Annotated in this window: 12 protein-coding genes and 1 tRNA gene; 8 read left to right on the top strand and 5 right to left on the bottom strand. The window is 70.7% G+C overall.

Annotation, left to right across the window (positions count from 1 at the left end):
- The first annotated feature begins 49 nt into the window (after positions 1 to 49).
- The 3 genes from SM611_RS02580 to SM611_RS02570 are packed head-to-tail and all read left to right on the top strand — an operon-like array spanning position 50 to position 2,124.
- Entirely contained in the window at positions 50 to 718 is a 669-nt protein-coding gene (locus tag SM611_RS02580) for a sensor histidine kinase (protein WP_371947133.1), read from the top strand.
- Positions 715 to 1,371, top strand: a complete 657-nt coding sequence (locus SM611_RS02575; RefSeq protein WP_371947132.1) for a response regulator — start codon at positions 715 to 717, stop codon at positions 1,369 to 1,371. Before SM611_RS02580 ends, SM611_RS02575 begins: the two co-directional genes overlap by 4 nt.
- 18 nt (positions 1,372 to 1,389) lie before the next feature.
- Positions 1,390 to 2,124, top strand: a complete 735-nt coding sequence (locus tag SM611_RS02570; protein ID WP_371947131.1) for a hypothetical protein — start codon at positions 1,390 to 1,392, stop codon at positions 2,122 to 2,124.
- A gap of 566 nt (positions 2,125 to 2,690) precedes the next feature.
- On the opposite strand, the gene SM611_RS02565 is transcribed toward SM611_RS02570, so the two are convergent.
- A complete protein-coding gene (locus tag SM611_RS02565) occupies positions 2,691 to 3,308 on the bottom strand; it encodes a Uma2 family endonuclease (protein ID WP_371947130.1) in 618 nt (205 codons plus the stop codon).
- Positions 3,309 to 3,535: 227 nt separating this feature from the next.
- Between SM611_RS02565 and SM611_RS02560 the strand changes: the two genes are divergently transcribed.
- The 3 genes from SM611_RS02560 to SM611_RS02550 all read left to right on the top strand — a co-directional run bounded on the left by SM611_RS02560 (position 3,536) and on the right by SM611_RS02550 (position 8,678).
- Entirely contained in the window at positions 3,536 to 5,872 is a 2,337-nt protein-coding gene (locus SM611_RS02560; RefSeq protein WP_371947129.1) for a 2OG-Fe(II) oxygenase, read from the top strand.
- 13 nt (positions 5,873 to 5,885) lie between these two features.
- Entirely contained in the window at positions 5,886 to 7,430 is a 1,545-nt protein-coding gene (locus SM611_RS02555; RefSeq protein ID WP_371947128.1) for a plasmid pRiA4b ORF-3 family protein, read from the top strand.
- A 150-nt stretch (positions 7,431 to 7,580) separates the two neighbouring features.
- Positions 7,581 to 8,678, top strand: a complete 1,098-nt coding sequence (locus SM611_RS02550; protein WP_371947127.1) for an integrase core domain-containing protein — start codon at positions 7,581 to 7,583, stop codon at positions 8,676 to 8,678.
- 82 nt (positions 8,679 to 8,760) lie between these two features.
- On the opposite strand, the gene SM611_RS02545 is transcribed toward SM611_RS02550, so the two are convergent.
- Positions 8,761 to 8,836, bottom strand: a tRNA-Lys gene (locus SM611_RS02545).
- Positions 8,837 to 8,879: 43 nt separating this feature from the next.
- Positions 8,880 to 9,170 (bottom strand): cytochrome P450, encoded by a 291-nt coding sequence (locus SM611_RS02540; RefSeq protein ID WP_371947407.1) that lies wholly within the window; start codon positions 9,168 to 9,170, stop codon positions 8,880 to 8,882.
- Between the two features lie 1,021 nt (positions 9,171 to 10,191).
- Here SM611_RS02540 and SM611_RS02535 point away from each other — a divergent pair.
- Both SM611_RS02535 and SM611_RS02530 read left to right on the top strand, forming a co-directional pair.
- Positions 10,192 to 10,590, top strand: coding sequence for a PaaI family thioesterase (locus SM611_RS02535; protein WP_371947126.1), 399 nt, complete (start codon positions 10,192 to 10,194; stop codon positions 10,588 to 10,590).
- A 1-nt stretch (position 10,591) separates the two neighbouring features.
- A complete protein-coding gene (locus tag SM611_RS02530) occupies positions 10,592 to 11,275 on the top strand; it encodes a dienelactone hydrolase family protein (RefSeq protein WP_371947125.1) in 684 nt (227 codons plus the stop codon).
- Here the strand turns inward: SM611_RS02530 and SM611_RS02525 are convergent.
- Complete coding sequence (locus SM611_RS02525) at positions 11,255 to 11,989, bottom strand: ADP-ribosylglycohydrolase family protein (protein WP_371947124.1); 735 nt, start codon at positions 11,987 to 11,989, stop codon at positions 11,255 to 11,257. The genes SM611_RS02530 and SM611_RS02525 overlap by 21 nt on opposite strands.
- A 115-nt stretch (positions 11,990 to 12,104) precedes the next feature.
- Positions 12,105 to 14,702 (bottom strand): ATP-binding protein, encoded by a 2,598-nt coding sequence (locus SM611_RS02520; protein WP_371947123.1) that lies wholly within the window; start codon positions 14,700 to 14,702, stop codon positions 12,105 to 12,107.
- Positions 14,703 to 14,767: the final 65 nt, after the last annotated feature.

The following is a 14,767-nucleotide window of genomic DNA, read 5'->3' as shown; positions in this document are numbered from 1 at the left end:
GATTCGTTTCAGAACTGCCGCGCCGACAACGAGCCGCCATGGACCGTTGGTGATCTCGTGGCACGCTCGGCGGCGCCCTCGGCTGACCTGCACGGACGAAGTTTTCGGCAAGTGCAGGGTCGAGCGGACGAGGATCGCCCGGGAACTGCACGACTCGGTATCCCAGGACCTGTTCTCATTGAGCCTGCTCGCCGGAGGCATGCGCCGCGCGCTGCCCGCGGATTCGGCGCTGCTCCGGCAGGCCGAGGCGATGGAGCGCACCGTCGACCACACCATGCGCGAGATGCGGGCCATGCTGCTGGAACTGCGGCCGGTCGCGCTGGAGGACGCGGGACTCGTGGCGGCGCTGCAAGAGTTGTGCCGAGCCTATGAGGCACGCCTGGGCATCCAGATCTCGGCCGACGTCGGTGACCTCCAAGTCGAACCCGCGGTCGAGCTCGCGGTGCTGCGGGTGGCGCAGGAGGCGCTGGGCAACGCGGCCAGGCACGGCGGCGCCCAGGACATCGAGCTGAGCGTCGCGGAGGTCGAGGGCCACGTGGTCATGGCGATATCCGATCGCGGCCGCGGCTTCGATCCGGTGCGGGCCGGAGCCCGGCACGGCATGGGCCTTGCACTGATGCGGGAGAGGGTGACCGAACTGGGCGGCACGTTCGACCTGGCCAGCGCCCCCGGGAGCGGGACCACGGTGCGGGTGCGGATCCCGGGTGGCGCGTCATGATCCGGGTACTGATCGTGGACGACCACGAGGTGGTCAGGCAGGGCCTGCGGTTCGTCCTGGAACAGGAACCCGACATCGCGATCGTCGGCGAGTGCGCCGACGGGCACGACGCGGTGCGCGCGATCGAGGCCATGCTGCCCGATGTGGTGCTGCTGGACATGGTCATGCCCGGCCTGGACGGACTGGGCGTGCTGCGCGCCATCCGGGACCGCCCGCCCGACCCCGCGGTGATCGTGCTCACCTCGTTCCTGGCCGACGACCGGACCATGGAGGCCGTCCACGCCGGGGCGCTGTCGTACCTGCCGAAGACCACCGCGGTCGACCGGGTGGTGGAGGCGGTACGGGCCGCCGCCGTCGGCGGCAGCGTCCTGGATCCGGGCGTCGCGGCCCTGCTGGTCAAGCGCGTACGCGAGGAGCCCGACCCGGGCCCGCTGCGGGTCCTGTCGCGCCGGGAACGCGAAGTGCTGGCCGCCCTGTCTCGGGGACGGTCCAACCGCGAGATCGCCCGCACCCTCTCGCTGAGCGAACAGACGGTCAAGTCCCACGTCTCCAACATCCTGACCAAGCTCGGCCTCCAAGACCGCACCCAGGCCGCCATCTTCGGCCTCCAACAGGGACTCGTCGCCCTGGACCGAGCACTGGGAGACGAATAGCAGCCGAGCCGTAAGCGCGTGGGACCAGCCCAGCAGCACGGCATCAAGCGCGCCGAGGAGGGCCGCCCGAAGGGCGCCGACACAGCCGAGCCCGAGGCGCCCAAGAAGACCAACCCCTGGGACGACCCCGACTTCACCGACGCCAAGTACGACATGCACCGCTTCGGTCAGATGGGCGACGGGGCGATGGACAAGATCTGGGACGGCGACGGCATGGGCAGTGGCAACCACAAGCCCTCGTCCACCGAGCCCGGCAAGACGCTCTTCCCGCCCGGCACCACCAAGGCGCAGGTCGAGGGCTGGTTCACGAGCATCGCCGCCAACCCCGACAGCCGGCCTCAGGCGCGTCCCCACGGCGACGGCTGGGTCGTCAGCGGCACCCGCGACGGCATCACCTGCGTCGTTACCCTGGACAAGTCTCCGGCGGTTTCCCCGTCAGCGGCGAGGGCGTCACCACCAACCCGCCGGCCTAGCCACCGAACCCACGGGAGACCCATGGAAGTCATCGATTTCTACCGGCTCAGCCGCCGGATCACCGACCAGCTCGCACCCAAGATCAGCCCGAATTACCGGCCGATCGTCCTGACCGCCGGAGGCGCCGGGGCTTGGGACCTGGCGATCCCGACGCTCGTCGGCGCCCTGTCGGAGGAGGACGTTGTGATCACCACGGCGGAGAAGGACGCGCTGCGGGAGCTCATGGAGTTCCGCCGGGAATCTCTGACGTACCTGGAGCAGATCCGGACCTCGGACTGACGGCCGAAGCGTAGATCGGGCCCCTCGAACCCTGCACCGTGTCGACCAGCGGGCGTCCCAGGCCTGGCCGTCGGTTCTGTAGGCGGTATGACCGGCTTGAGTGTGTGCGGGCTGCCGGGCCTGGAGGCGCGACCAGAGGGAAGTGGGGCCTGGATTGGGCCGCCGAGCCGTCCTCGAGCCGGCATGGAGATGAAGCGGGGCAAATGCGGCGGCGGACAAGCCGGACATTCTCGCGTTTGCCCTGGTCAAGCTGGGTGGGTCGCGTGGGACTCGAACCCACAACCTACGGATTAAAAGTCCAAAACTGCCGTATCAGGATGGTGTTCTGGGTGTCATTTTGTGCCAGCCTGTCCGCATCGAGCCCAACTTATATGTCGGCAAATGCCGCCGCGTGCCGGTCCGGTTCGGAACCGCCGAGCCGACAACGAGCCGACACGGTCTTTGACGATCTTGCAGCTCCCTCGTCGGGGTCCTGCCCACCCTGTGCGTATGGGATCATCGGGATGCGCAGGCCCGGGTTCAGGTGCCAGAGTAGGGTCTATGATGCCGGCCTGACCGGACGGCACTTACCGTCGGGGCAGTCGCCGTTGAAGATCGGTGAACGTGACCGCCAGCGAGACCGGCTGGGTCAGCACGAGGGCATCACGGTGCACCTGATACGGAGCGTAACGGACACCCGACCAGTCCAGACGTAGTTCCTCGACCTCGCTGATCGTTTCCCAGTCCTTGTCGAAATAGACGATCAGGTAGGTCGGGATTCCCGCTCGGGCGTACAACCGGCGCTTGATGGTCGTGTCGGCGTCGATGGTTCCTTCCGAGGTGACTTCGACGACCAGTAGCGCTCCTGAAGCCACCGTTGCGGCGTCATAGGGTTCAGAGCAGTCACGCACCATCAGGTCCGGGAAGCGGACGTTGAGCCTCCGGGAAGCGTCAACCGAACCGCCGTCCGCCAGTCGCACGGCGGTGTCAGAGTTGACCTCACGACAAGGCCCGTCCGGGTCGATCGCTCGCTCCAGCGCATCCGCCAGACGGCGCACCACCCGGTCATGCGCAGGAGACTGCGCCATCGCGTGCACGACCAGACCGTCGACGATCTCGTACCGCGCCCCGAACGCGTGCGGATCAGTCGCCAGAAACTCCTCCAGGGCGACATGTCGCGAAGGAGAAGGCTCAGCCGTGGTCATCGACTTCCTGCCAGGTCCGGCCACCGGAACGGTGGCGGGGGTCGGTGGACTCAACCAGGTCATCATACTTCCTGGGCGAAAGCCGGGCAGTCACGACACCCTCCGCCGGCTGCACTGCTCAGGGTGCCGGTGCCGGTCGTCCTCGGAACGATTCCACGGACGAGCCGAGCACGTGCGACGTTCGGCATAGGCTTGTTCGCCGGGAGAAAGACGGGAATGGGTGAACAGTGACCGGGACGGCCCGTGAACGACTTGCCGAGTTGCTCGGCGACCTGGCGGAGCCTCCAGCGTCGAGCGTCTACCTCAAGCTCTTCATGTCCGACCTTTCGGTCGCGGTGGACGGGATCGGCCCGCTCCGGTTCCCCGTCCCGGACGAGCAGACCGCCTGGCTGCGGGAACTCGGCCGTCGGGCACGGTTCGGACGCGGGCGGCAAACCCTCACCGATCCGACGGTCCGCGACACCTGGGAGATCCCCAAGGAACTGGTGAGTGTCGAGTGGACCGAGGCCTTCGATGCCGCACTCGCGGTGATCCGTGATGGGCTGGGGTTGCCGGCGCACTGCGAACTCACCCCGGATTTGCACTCGATGCTCCTGTACGAGACTGGCCAGTTCTTCGTCACCCACCAGGACTCCGAGAAGGACGACACCATGGTCGGAACCTTGGTGGTGACGCTGCCATCAGTGCACACCGGCGGCGAACTCGTCATCGAGCACCTCGGCGACACCGCTGAGTACCGAGGATCGAAGGTCGCGGTCTCCCTGGTCGCCTTCTATGCCGACTGCCGCCACCAGGTCCTGCCGATCAAGACCGGCAATCGGATCACCCTCACCTACAACCTGTTCCTGACCGGCCCCGGCGCCGCCCTCACCGAGGACGCTCTCACCGAGGAACTCGCCGCCTGCCTCACCGAGCATTTCGCCACCCCGGCGAGACTCCTCTACGGCCGCGGCCATGCGGAACCGCCCATACGGCTGGCCTACCTCCTCGACCATGAGTACACCGCCAGCGGTTTCAGCTGGTCCCGGCTCAAGGGATCCGACGCCCAGCGCGCCGCGCTCCTGCGAGCGGCGGCCGACCGGGCCGGATGTGACGTCGTCCTCGCCCTCGCTGAGATCCAGGAGACCTGGGACGCTCTCGACCCTGACCCCTGGAACGACAGTTATTACGAGGGCGAGGAAGAACACAAGACGGAAGATCCCGGGGACGACGGGGAATACGTCCTCCAGGACCTGCTCGACTCCTCGATCACGCTCGCCCGCTGGACCGCGCCGGAAGAGGGCAGCCGTCCCGAGGACGTCTCGTTGACCATCCGCGACCACGAGGTGGCCGTGACGACCCCGTCCTCCCATCTGACGCCGTATGAGGCGCAGTACGAGGGCTACATGGGCAACTATGGCAACACCCTGGACCGCTGGTACCGGCGGGCCGCCCTTGTCATCTGGCCGCGTGCCCGAAGGTTCTCCAACCGGGCCCAGGCCACCCCCAAATGGGCGATGGACGAACTCGAACGGATGATCCGCGCGGGGAACACGTCCGAAGCGCAGGAAGTGGCCCGGACCCTGCTGCCGTTCTGGGACACCGCGATCCGCTCCGATTCGAAGAGTGCTCCCCTCGCGGCGACACTCCGCGCCGTCGGTGGGCTCGACGAACCGGAGACGGCCACTGCGCTCCTGCGTCCATTCGAGCTCGTACTACTGGCCCCCGGTCACGCGCCGCTGCTCGCGGGTCTGGCAGGGCACTACGGGGACGCCTGGATGGGCGACCTTCAGCGCGTCTGGTTCGAGTCCTGGCGGCGCGGCGCACACTCCTACCGGACAGAGGTGATGGACTGGCTCTGCGAACTCCCGCTCCTGGCCGCGGCTCTTCTCGCCGCCGGGCCCGACGGAAAGATCACCGCTCACCGCCTGCTGGAACAGGCCTGGAACCTGTTCGCCGGCAAGGTCCGTCCCTGGCTGACCGGGCCGTCCACCAGCAGCCGCGACACCTGGCTGAGCGATCTGGGTCGGCCCCTGGCCGGGATCCTGACTGCCGCGGCGCAGACCGAAGCGCACGGCGTCCTTGACGAGGCCGTCCGGCTCGGACGGACCCCGAGTGACCAGACCGCCCTCCTCGTAGTCTCCGCGCTGCGAGCCGCCGGGGAACACGCCACAGGAAACGGCCGGGGCGCCGTCTTCGGCGACTTGGCCGCCGGATGCGCTGGACACCTCCAGAACGCTCTCGCCCGGCCGCAGCGGGCAACCGGCGACTGGTCGATCGATCCTCCCGAGGCCTGCTCCTGCGAACTGTGCGAGACCCTCGCCGCGTTCCTCCGGGACCGTGCGAGCCGCAGCCTCGAATGGCCGCTCGCCAAACAGGGGCGCTCCCACATCCACTCCCGGATCGACGCGGCCGAACTGCCCGTCCGGCACCAGACCCGCCGCCAAGGCCGTCCCTACACCCTTGTTCTCACCAAGACCGAGGCGCTCTTCGACACCGAACGCCTCATCCGCGAACGCCACCGGGCGGACCTCGCCTGGATCACCGAGAACTGGACGCCGAAAAGCGACGCCCTCCCGTGCTGACAGAGAGAGCCCGATGAACACCGAACCTCCGCACGCCTGGAACGCCCCCGCGTTCGTCCTGACCCGCCGCGTCGCCGACTGGGCCGCGGACGCCGTCCCCGTCACCGCTTCCGGCATGCCCAGGCCCGCCGATATCCCGCTGCTCGGCCGGGCGGTGTCGATCCCGACCCCGGCGAAGGTCAACCGACTGGCCTACGTGCCCGAGTTGCACAGGGCCTGGCGGATCGCCGTCGCCACCGGCCTGGTGGAGGTCGGGCCGAAGACGGCCAAGGCGACCGGCCTGGCACCTGACACCTGCGACGACGCTGCGGACCGGTGGCTCGCGGGGGTCCGTGAGGCGATCAGCGGCGATGCCGAGTTCGTCACTTTGACCGTGGCCGCCGCACTCGCCGAGGATCCGGCGCCCGTCGACCTGGAGGAGGTCTGCGACAGGACGGATCAGGCGCTCCGTGCCCGGCCCTGGAAGCACCGGGAGGCCTTCCGGTACTTCGAGGACCCGGTCCCCGAAGCGCTGGCCCTGCTCGGTGTTCTGGGCATGGCCTCCGATACCGCTCTCACTCCCGCCGGACGGTGGGCGTTCATGCGTCTCCGCCCACCGGTGATCACTCCGTCGATGGGGGTGCGGGAACTGCTCTCAGCCCTGGAGGACTGCCACCACGACACCGCGGCCGACCTCGCCGCCCCTTGGCTGGATGCGCGCCCCTCGGCCGCCGCCGCCACCGAACTACTGGCCGAGGCCGCCTCGAGCGCCGCCCGGCGCCGAGCCACCGCCCTCGACCTGGTCGAGGGCCTCCCCTTCGCGGGAGCCGCCTGGCAGAACGTCACCGCCGATCCGGTGCTCGGTCCCGCCGCACGCCGGTGGCAGTGGGAACACGGCCTCCGCAACGAGGTCCCGCCCGAGGATGACATCTGGATGACGGTCGAGGAGATGGCCGTCAACCTCGACGCCGACCCGGCGTACGTGCTCGATCGGTTCCACGACCTGCCCGGCCGCGCCGCCGACGACAGGCTCACCGTCGTCGCCTCGTCCGGCCACCCGGAACGGGACGCCGTCCTCACGGCCCTGACCGCTCTCGCCGCGCGGACGTCCCGCCCGCGGATATGCCAACTGAAGATCTCCCTGACCGGCTGGGGGGCCTGGCGGCGCGTCATGGTACGCGCGACCGCCACGCTCTACGACCTTCACCAGATCATCCAGACGGTCTTCGACTGGGACGATGACCACCTGCACCTATTCACAGCTCCCGACGGCCGCCGCTACAGCGACCTGCTCCGCGCCGACCTCGACGCCTCCGACAGCGGCGGGGTCCGCATCTGCGAGGTCCTCCCCACCCCGTCCGCCAGGCTCCGCTACGTGTACGACCTCGGCGACGAATGGCGCCACGAGATCACCCTCCAGAAGATCATTCCGGCCGACCCCAACACGATCTACCCGGCCTGTACCGCCGGCAACGGCGACAGCCCCATCGAAGACTCCTGGACGGACGAAGGCACGTCCTACCCCACCCGCCCGTTCAATCTCGAAGAGATTTCCACCCGCCTGACGAAGCACGCATGAACGCTCCCCCCGGCCCGTCCGGCAGCCCTGTGCCTGCCGAAAATTACGTCCGTGCAGGTGAGACGTGCAGGGGTGGGCTCCGGCATGGGGGCTTGATCAGTCTTAAGGACAGGCTGCGGCGAGGCGGTTGCCGAGGGATGATGGGCGGCTGTGCTGTTGCGACTGGCCTACATGACCGTGACCAACGCGTTCGCGGTGCTGCGTCTGCTTCCGATGACCGATCGGGAGAAGGACGCTGAGATCTTGGTGCTGCGGCATCAGATCGCTGTGCTGGAGCGCCAGCTTGCCGGGAAGCGGGTGCGGTTCACTGCGGCGGACCGGGCGCTGCTCGCGGCGCTGCTGCACCGGTTACCTTCCGGCGCGCTGCGGCGGATGCGGCTGCTGGTGCGGCCGGACACGCTGCTGCGCTGGCACCGGGACCTGGTCGCGGGTCGGCACGCTGTCCGGTCCGAACCCAAGCGGCCGGGCCGACCACCCACCGTCCGTTCCATCCGGCTGCTGGTACTTCGTCTGGTGCGGGAGAATCCGAGCTGGGGCTACCGGCGGGTGCACGGTGAGTTGCTGGTGCTCGGCATCAAGGTCGCGGCCTCTACCGTCTGGGAGATTCTCAACGACGCTGGCGTCGATCCGGCGCCCGAGCGTTCCGCCGCCACCTGGGGCGGTTTCCTGCGCTCGCAGGCCGAGGTGTTGCTGGCGTGTGACTTCCTGGAGACCGTAACCCTCACCGGCGCCCGCATGTACGTGTTCGCGGTCATCGAACATCACACCCGCCGCATCCGGGTTCTGGGCGCCACCGCCCACCCGAAGGCAGCTTGGGTGACCCAGGTGGTCCGGAACTTGGTCATGGACCTAGAAGACGCCGGCTGCCGGGCACGGTTCCTGATCCGCGACCGGGACGGCAAGTTCCCTGAGCTGTTCGACGCCGTTCTGGCCGATGCCGGTATCCAGGCGGTGCTGACCGGGGTGCGGATGCCGAGGATGAACTCGGTGATGGAGCGGTGGGTGCAGACCTGCCGCCGTGAGCTCCTGGACCGCACGTTGATCTGGAACCAGCGGCACCTGCTCCACGCCCTCCGCGAGTTCGAGACCTTCTACAACGAGCATCGCCCGCATCAGGGCATCGCCAACGCCCGCCCGCTGAAGCCGCTGCCTCCACCGATCACCGAACCAGACCAGATCGCCCACTTGAGCATCCGAAGAAGGCAACGGCTGGGCGGAATCCTCAACGAGTACGAACATGCGGCTTGACCTGCACGGACGGAGTTTTCGGCAGGGGCAATGTCGGGCGGGGGGCAAACCGGGGCATCCTCGCGTTTGCCCTGGTCAGGGATGGTGGGTCGCGTGGGACTCGAACCCACAACCTACGGATTAAAAGTCCGGAGCTCTGCCAATTGAGCTAGCGACCCGTCTCGCAAGGGTACCGAGATCGGCGGGGGGTTTGCGACGGGGTTAGGGGGTGGGGGTCAGGTGGACGGGGAGGTGCTTCAGGCCGTTCTGGAAGTTGGAGGCCAGACGGACGGGGGTGCCGGTGAGGGAGAGGTCGTGGGGGAGGAGCTCGCGGAAGATGGCGCGCATCTGGGTGCGGGCCAGGTGGGCGCCCAGGCAGAAGTGGGGGCCGAAGCCGAAGCTGACGTGGTCGTTGGGGGTGCGGGTGATGTCGAAGCGGTCGGGGGCGGGGAAGACGGTTTCGTCGCGGTTGGCGGAGGCGTGGTAGACGACGACCTTGTCGCCCGCGTCGATCTTCTGGCCGGAGAGGGTGACGGGGGACGTGGCGGTGCTGGCGGAAGTCCATGACGGGGGGCCAGAAGCGGAGCATCTCCTCGACGGCGGACGGGAGGAGGGACGGGTCGGCGCGGAGGCGGGCCAGTTCGGCGGGGTGTTCCAGGAGGGTGAGGAGGCCGCCGGGGATGCCGTTGCGCAGGGTCTCGTTCCCGGCGACGGCGAAGAGGAAGAACATGTTCTCGAACTCGGGGGTGGTGAGGCCGCCCTCCAGCATGCGGGACATGACGTCGCCGGACGGGTGGGAGCGCTTTTCGGCCGCGAGGGCGTGGGCGTAGGTGAGCATGTCGGCCAGGGCCGTGTGGGAGCGGGGGTTGACGGGGCGGCCGTCCGGGTGGGTGGTGGACGTCGGGCGGTGGTCCATCGCCTTCTGGGCCATGGGGGTCATCGTGGCGGCGTCGGCGGTGGAGAGGCCGGCGTACTCGTCGTCCTGGTAGCCGATGACGCGGGACGCCCAGTCGTAGAGGAGGCGGCGGTCGGCGTCGGGGACGCCCATGATGTGCGCGAGCGTCCAGACGGGGAGGTCGGCGGCCAGCTCGACGAAGTCGGTGTCGTCGCCGAGGGCGGAGGTGACGAGGGCGCGGGCTCGGGCGTCGATCGTCTCTTCGAGGGCGCGGACGGCGCGGGGGGTGAAGGCGGCGGCGACGATGCGGCGCAGGCGGGAGTGGTCGGGCGGGTCCTGGTTGAGCATCATCGCGCGGACGAACGCGAGGTCCTCGGGCGTGTCGGGGTCGCGGATCTGGGTGGCGCCGAGGTTGGAGGAGAAGAGGCCCGGGGAGCGCAGGACGTGTTTGACGTCGGCGTGCCGGAAGACCGCCCAGTAGCCGGGGCCGGCGGGCCAGGGGCCGACGGCGGGTTCGGGGACCCAGGTGACGGGCGACTCGGCGCGCAGCCTGCGGAAGGCGTCGTAGGGGACCCCGGCGGCGTAGGTGGCGGGCAGGAAGATCTCCTCGTGCATGCCATCAGCGTGCATCATGTCGGGGTGACGTTGAAGCCTGATGAGATCCTCCGTGCCAACTTCGCGCCCTGGGTGCTGGACCTGGGCCTCGTTCCGGAGGAGGTGGGGGACGGGACGGCGGTGCTGCGGCTGCCGTGGTCCGACCGGCTGGCGCGGGAGGGCGGCGCGCTGTCGGGGCAGGCGCTGATGGCGGCGGCCGACACGGCGGTGGTGCTGGCGGTCTCGGGGGCCAAGGGCGGGTTCGTGCCGATGACGACCGTGCAGCTCAGCACGTCGTTCCAGCGGCCCGTGGTCGGACGGGACGTGCGCATCGAGGTCGAGGTGAGCAAGCTCGGGCGGACGCTGGCGTTCGCGGAGATCGACATGACGGTGGATTCGGCGACGGTGGCCCACGCCAGTGCCGTTTACGCCATCATCGGGTGATATGACGCGCGTTGAGAAGGTCATTGTTCCGGATGGCGAGTTCGACCTGAGGGTATGGGGTGAGCGCGGGCCGGGCGTCCTGCTTCTCCAGGAGATCTTCGGGGTGGGCGAGTACATGGAGGCCGTCGCCGCGGACCTGGTCGCGCTGGGGTACGTGGTGGCCGCACCCGACATGTTCTGGCGGATCGAACCGAACTGGACGACCGTCCACAACGAGGAGGCCCTTCCCAAGGGCATGTCGATGGTCTCCCAGTTCGACTGGGGGAAGGGCGTGGAGGACGCCAAGGCCGCCCTCGACGTTCTCAAGGGCCTGCCAGAGGTCGGCAAGGTCGGTGTCCTCGGGTTCTGCTTCGGCGGGACGCTGGCATACCTGCTCGCCGCCCAGGCGGACGTCGATTCCCTGGTGTCGTACTACGGGTCGGGTGTGCCGGGGGCCCTGGACCAGCTCGACGCCATCCGGACCCCGGTGCAGTTCCATTTCGGCGGTTCCGACGCGTACATCCCCAGGGAGGACGTCGCCCGCGTGGAGGAGGCCGTGGACGGACGGGCCAACGTGGAGATCCACGTCCAGGCGGACGGCGGCCACGCTTTCCACAACCGGAAGGCGCCGATGTTCTACCAGCCGGAGCCGGCCGAACGGGCGTGGCGCCTCACGGAGGACTTCCTAGGGCGAACCTTGTCCTAGCGCCCAGGACGGCAGCGGTTCGCAGTGCGGCAGCCAGTCTGGGGGCGCCGTCCCGATGATGCCGCCCACGATCGCGCAGGTCGTGTCGATGTCGCCGCCGGCCGCGGCCGTCGTCCAGAAGGCGCGCTTGAAATCCCCCAGATGGCGGGCGGCGGCCCAGAGCGCGAACGGGACGGTGTCGTGTGCGGCGACCTGCCGTCCATTGCCGAGGACGGCGGACGCCGTCGACGGGTCGGCGATGGTCAGCAGGCGCCGGGCCTCGGCGATCCCTTCGCGGACCGTCCCGTCGGGGACGTGGCGGAGGATCTCGTCGATGAACCTGCCCGGCGGTGGCTTGGCGGGCGCGATGGACGCGGCGACGGCCACGGCGACCGCGCCCGCCATCGCTTCGGGGTGCGGGTGCGTGACCTCGGCCGAGAGCGCGGCCTGGCGGGCCGCTTCGTCGGGGTCGTCGGCGAACCAGGCGCCGAGGGGCGCGACGCGCATCGCGGCACCGTTCCCCCAGGAACCGGTGCCGTCGAACGGTTCCCGTGCGAGCGTGCGCCAGTCGCCGCCTTCGCGGATGAGCCGCAGCAGGCGGCCTGTGGACGGGCCGTAGCCGCGGTCGAAGTCGTGCCGTTCGGCGAAGCTCTCGGCCAGCGCGTCCTGGTCGATGGAGCCGTGGCGGGTCAGGACGAGGTAGATGGACGCGCCATCTCGGTGTCGTCCGTCCATTGCCAGGGCCCAGGCGGGAGGGTCTGGGATTCGTAGGCGGCGCGGTTCGCTGGAACGAAGAACTGCGAGCCCAGGGCGTCCCCCAGGGCGAGGGCTCGCAGGGAGGCGTGGGAGGTCACGCGGGCTCCAGGGTCAAGTGGGACAGCTCCTTGCGGGACGAGATGCCGAGCTTCGGGTACGCCTTGTAGAGGTGGTATTCGACCGTGCGAGGGCTCAGGAAGAGCTGCGCGGCTATCTCGCGGCTGCTGGTGCCTGATGCCGCCAGCCGGACGACCTGGAGTTCCTGCGGGGTGAGGCGGTCGAGAAGGTCCGGGGCGGTCGGTGTGGACGCGCCGGACTCGCCTGTCGCCCGTAGTTCGGCGCGTGCGCGATCCAGCCAGGGGGCGGCGCGCAGGCGCTCGAAGACGGACGCCGCCGAGCGGAGCGGGATCCGTGCGTCCGAGCGCCGGCGGGCGCGGCGCAGGTATTCGCCATAGAGGAGTTCCGTGCGGGCGCGTTCGAACGGGCGTGCCGACCGTTCGTGGAGGCGCAGTGCCTGGAGGTACGGTTCTTCGTCGTCCGTCAGCAGGGCCTCGCAGCGCAGGGCGACCGCCTGAGCCCAGGGCTGCTCGCCCGCCTCGGCCCAGGAGCGGAACCGGGTGAAGGCCGTGTGCGCGAGCGGAGCCTCACCTGCACGGACGGCGGCCTCAACCTGGTCGGCGGCGGAGAGGACGTCGCCGTGCCGGTGCGGCCCGTGCGCGAGTTCCTCCAGGCGGCGTGTCGCGTCGTCGTAGCGGCCGAGGCCCACGTCGAGGAGGGCGAGGGGGCCGTCGGCCAGGCCGGGCGGGGCGGCGGCGGTCAGCTCGCGGAGCCGGGACCCGTCGCCCTCGATCGCCGCGACGCGGGCCAGGACGGCGGCGAGGCGGCCCTCGCGGTGCGGACGGCCGGTGTCGCGGGCCAGCGCGATCGCCTCGGCGACGGTGGCCTCGGCGTCGGCGTGCCGCCCCGCCGCGATCAGCGCCTGCGCCCGGACCTGCAGGATCGTCGGCAGCTCGCCGAGCAGGCCGTGCCGGCGGCAGTGCGCGACCTCGGCGGCGGATAGTTCGAGCGCCGCCGCGTCCGCGCCGATGATCAGTGCGAGCTGGGCGCCGCGGAGCCGGTCGCCGGCGCCGTCCCGGGCCGCGGTGACCTGCTCGGCGAGCAGCGGCAGGCCGGCCGCGGGGTCGCCGTCCGCGAGCAGCGCGAGGCCCCGGAGCGTGCGGTCGTCCGGCAGCAGTCCGGCCGCGCGCAGCACGGCGGGCAGCTCGCCGGACGTCCACCCGTACATGGCGCCGGTCCGCAGCATCGCCGCGCGTTCCGCTCCGGCGGCGCGGTCGACCATCATGCGGGCCGCGGCGCGCGGGTCGCCGCGCTCGTACTCGACGGCGGCGTGGACGCGGGCGAGCCCGGCCAGGTCTGTGGCATCGAGCTTCTCGGCGAGGACGGCGAGGTCCTCCGCCTCGTCCAGCCGTCCCGCCTGGAGGGTGAGGGACGCGGCGGCGGCGAGGCGCGCCGCACGCGCCGCCCGGCCGGGCGTGAGGTCGGCCGCCTGGCGGTAGAGCGACGCCGCCGGCCCGTGGCCGGCGCGGACGCGGGCGCGTTCGGCGGCCTCCTGCAGTGCGGCGGCGACGTCCTCGTCCGGGGCGAGGGCGGCGGCCGCGCGGTGCCGCGCGCGGCAGTCGGCGTCGTCGGCGGACTCGGCGAGCGCCCGGTGCACGGCGACGCGCCGCGCCGCCGTCGCGCCCTGGTACGCGGCGGCCCTGATCAGCGGATGCCGGAACGTGATGCTGCGCCCGGTGACCTCGACCAGCCGGGCGCGCTCGGCTCCCTCCAGGTCGGCGAGCCCGACGCCGAACGTGCCGGCGGCGGCGAGCAGGCTCGCCATGTGGCCGCGCCCCTCGGCCGCCGCGATCAGCAGCATCAGCCGGGCCTTCTCCGGCAGGCGGGCGATCTGCGCCTGGAACGACCCGAGGACGCGGTCGGCGACGGGCAGCGGCGTGGCCTCGGGCGGGCGCTCCCCGGCGGTGGCGAGCTCCTGCAGCGCGAGCGGGTTGCCGGCGGCCTCCCGCAGCACCCGCTCGCGGACGAGCGGCGCCAGGTCGCGCGCCGCGAGGAGCCGTTCGGCGTCGGCCCGGCAGAGCCGGTCGAGCCGCAGTTCGGGCAACCCCGTCCCGGTGAACCCGTCGTCCCGCGCGGCGAACAGCATGACGACGCCCTCGGCCGCGAGCCGCCGCGCCGCGAACAGCAGCGCGTCGACGGTCGCGGTGTCGACCCAGTGCGCGTCGTCGACCACGCACAGGACGGGGCCTTCGTCGGCGAGGTCGGCGAGCAGCGTGAGCACGGCGAGGCCGGTGGCGAAGCGGCCGTGCCCGGCGGACGTGTCGCCGGGCGCGGAGCCGAGTGCCGAGCCGAGCGCCGAGCCCAGCGCGGCGGACTGTGCCCCCGGCAGGGCGCCGACCCGGTCGCGGACCGGCCACAGCAACTGGTTGAGCCCGGCGAACGCGATCCCGGACTCGGCCTCGACCCCGGTGGCGCGCAGGACCCGCGCGGCCCCGGCGGCGGCCTCCGCGAGCAGCGCCGACTTGCCGATGCCGGCCTCGCCGCGCAGGACGAGCGCGGCGCTGCGGCGGTGGTCGCGCGCGGCGTCGACCAGCGAGGTGAGCCGCGCCTGTTCGTCGTTCCGCCCGTAGAGCACGGATCCCAACCTACGGGTCCAAGTACCGAAACCTTACGGATTCGCCCCGTACCCGGCGGCTCGTA

The sequence above is a fragment of the Actinomadura monticuli genome, assembly GCF_041463655.1.
Taxonomy (GTDB): domain Bacteria; phylum Actinomycetota; class Actinomycetes; order Streptosporangiales; family Streptosporangiaceae; genus Spirillospora; species Spirillospora monticuli.
Note: the sequence above shows the minus strand (reverse complement) of the source record. Positions and strands in the feature narration are given on the sequence as shown.

Coding starts and splice junctions, on each gene's coding strand:
- SM611_RS02525 (WP_371947124.1), bottom strand. CDS start 11,989: ATGGACGGACGACACCGAGATGGCGCGTCCATCTACCTCGTCCTGACC.
- SM611_RS02575 (WP_371947132.1), top strand. CDS start 715: ATGATCCGGGTACTGATCGTGGACGACCACGAGGTGGTCAGGCAGGGC.
- SM611_RS02555 (WP_371947128.1), top strand. CDS start 5,886: ATGAACACCGAACCTCCGCACGCCTGGAACGCCCCCGCGTTCGTCCTG.
- SM611_RS02565 (WP_371947130.1), bottom strand. CDS start 3,308: ATGACCACGGCTGAGCCTTCTCCTTCGCGACATGTCGCCCTGGAGGAG.
- SM611_RS02530 (WP_371947125.1), top strand. CDS start 10,592: ATGACGCGCGTTGAGAAGGTCATTGTTCCGGATGGCGAGTTCGACCTG.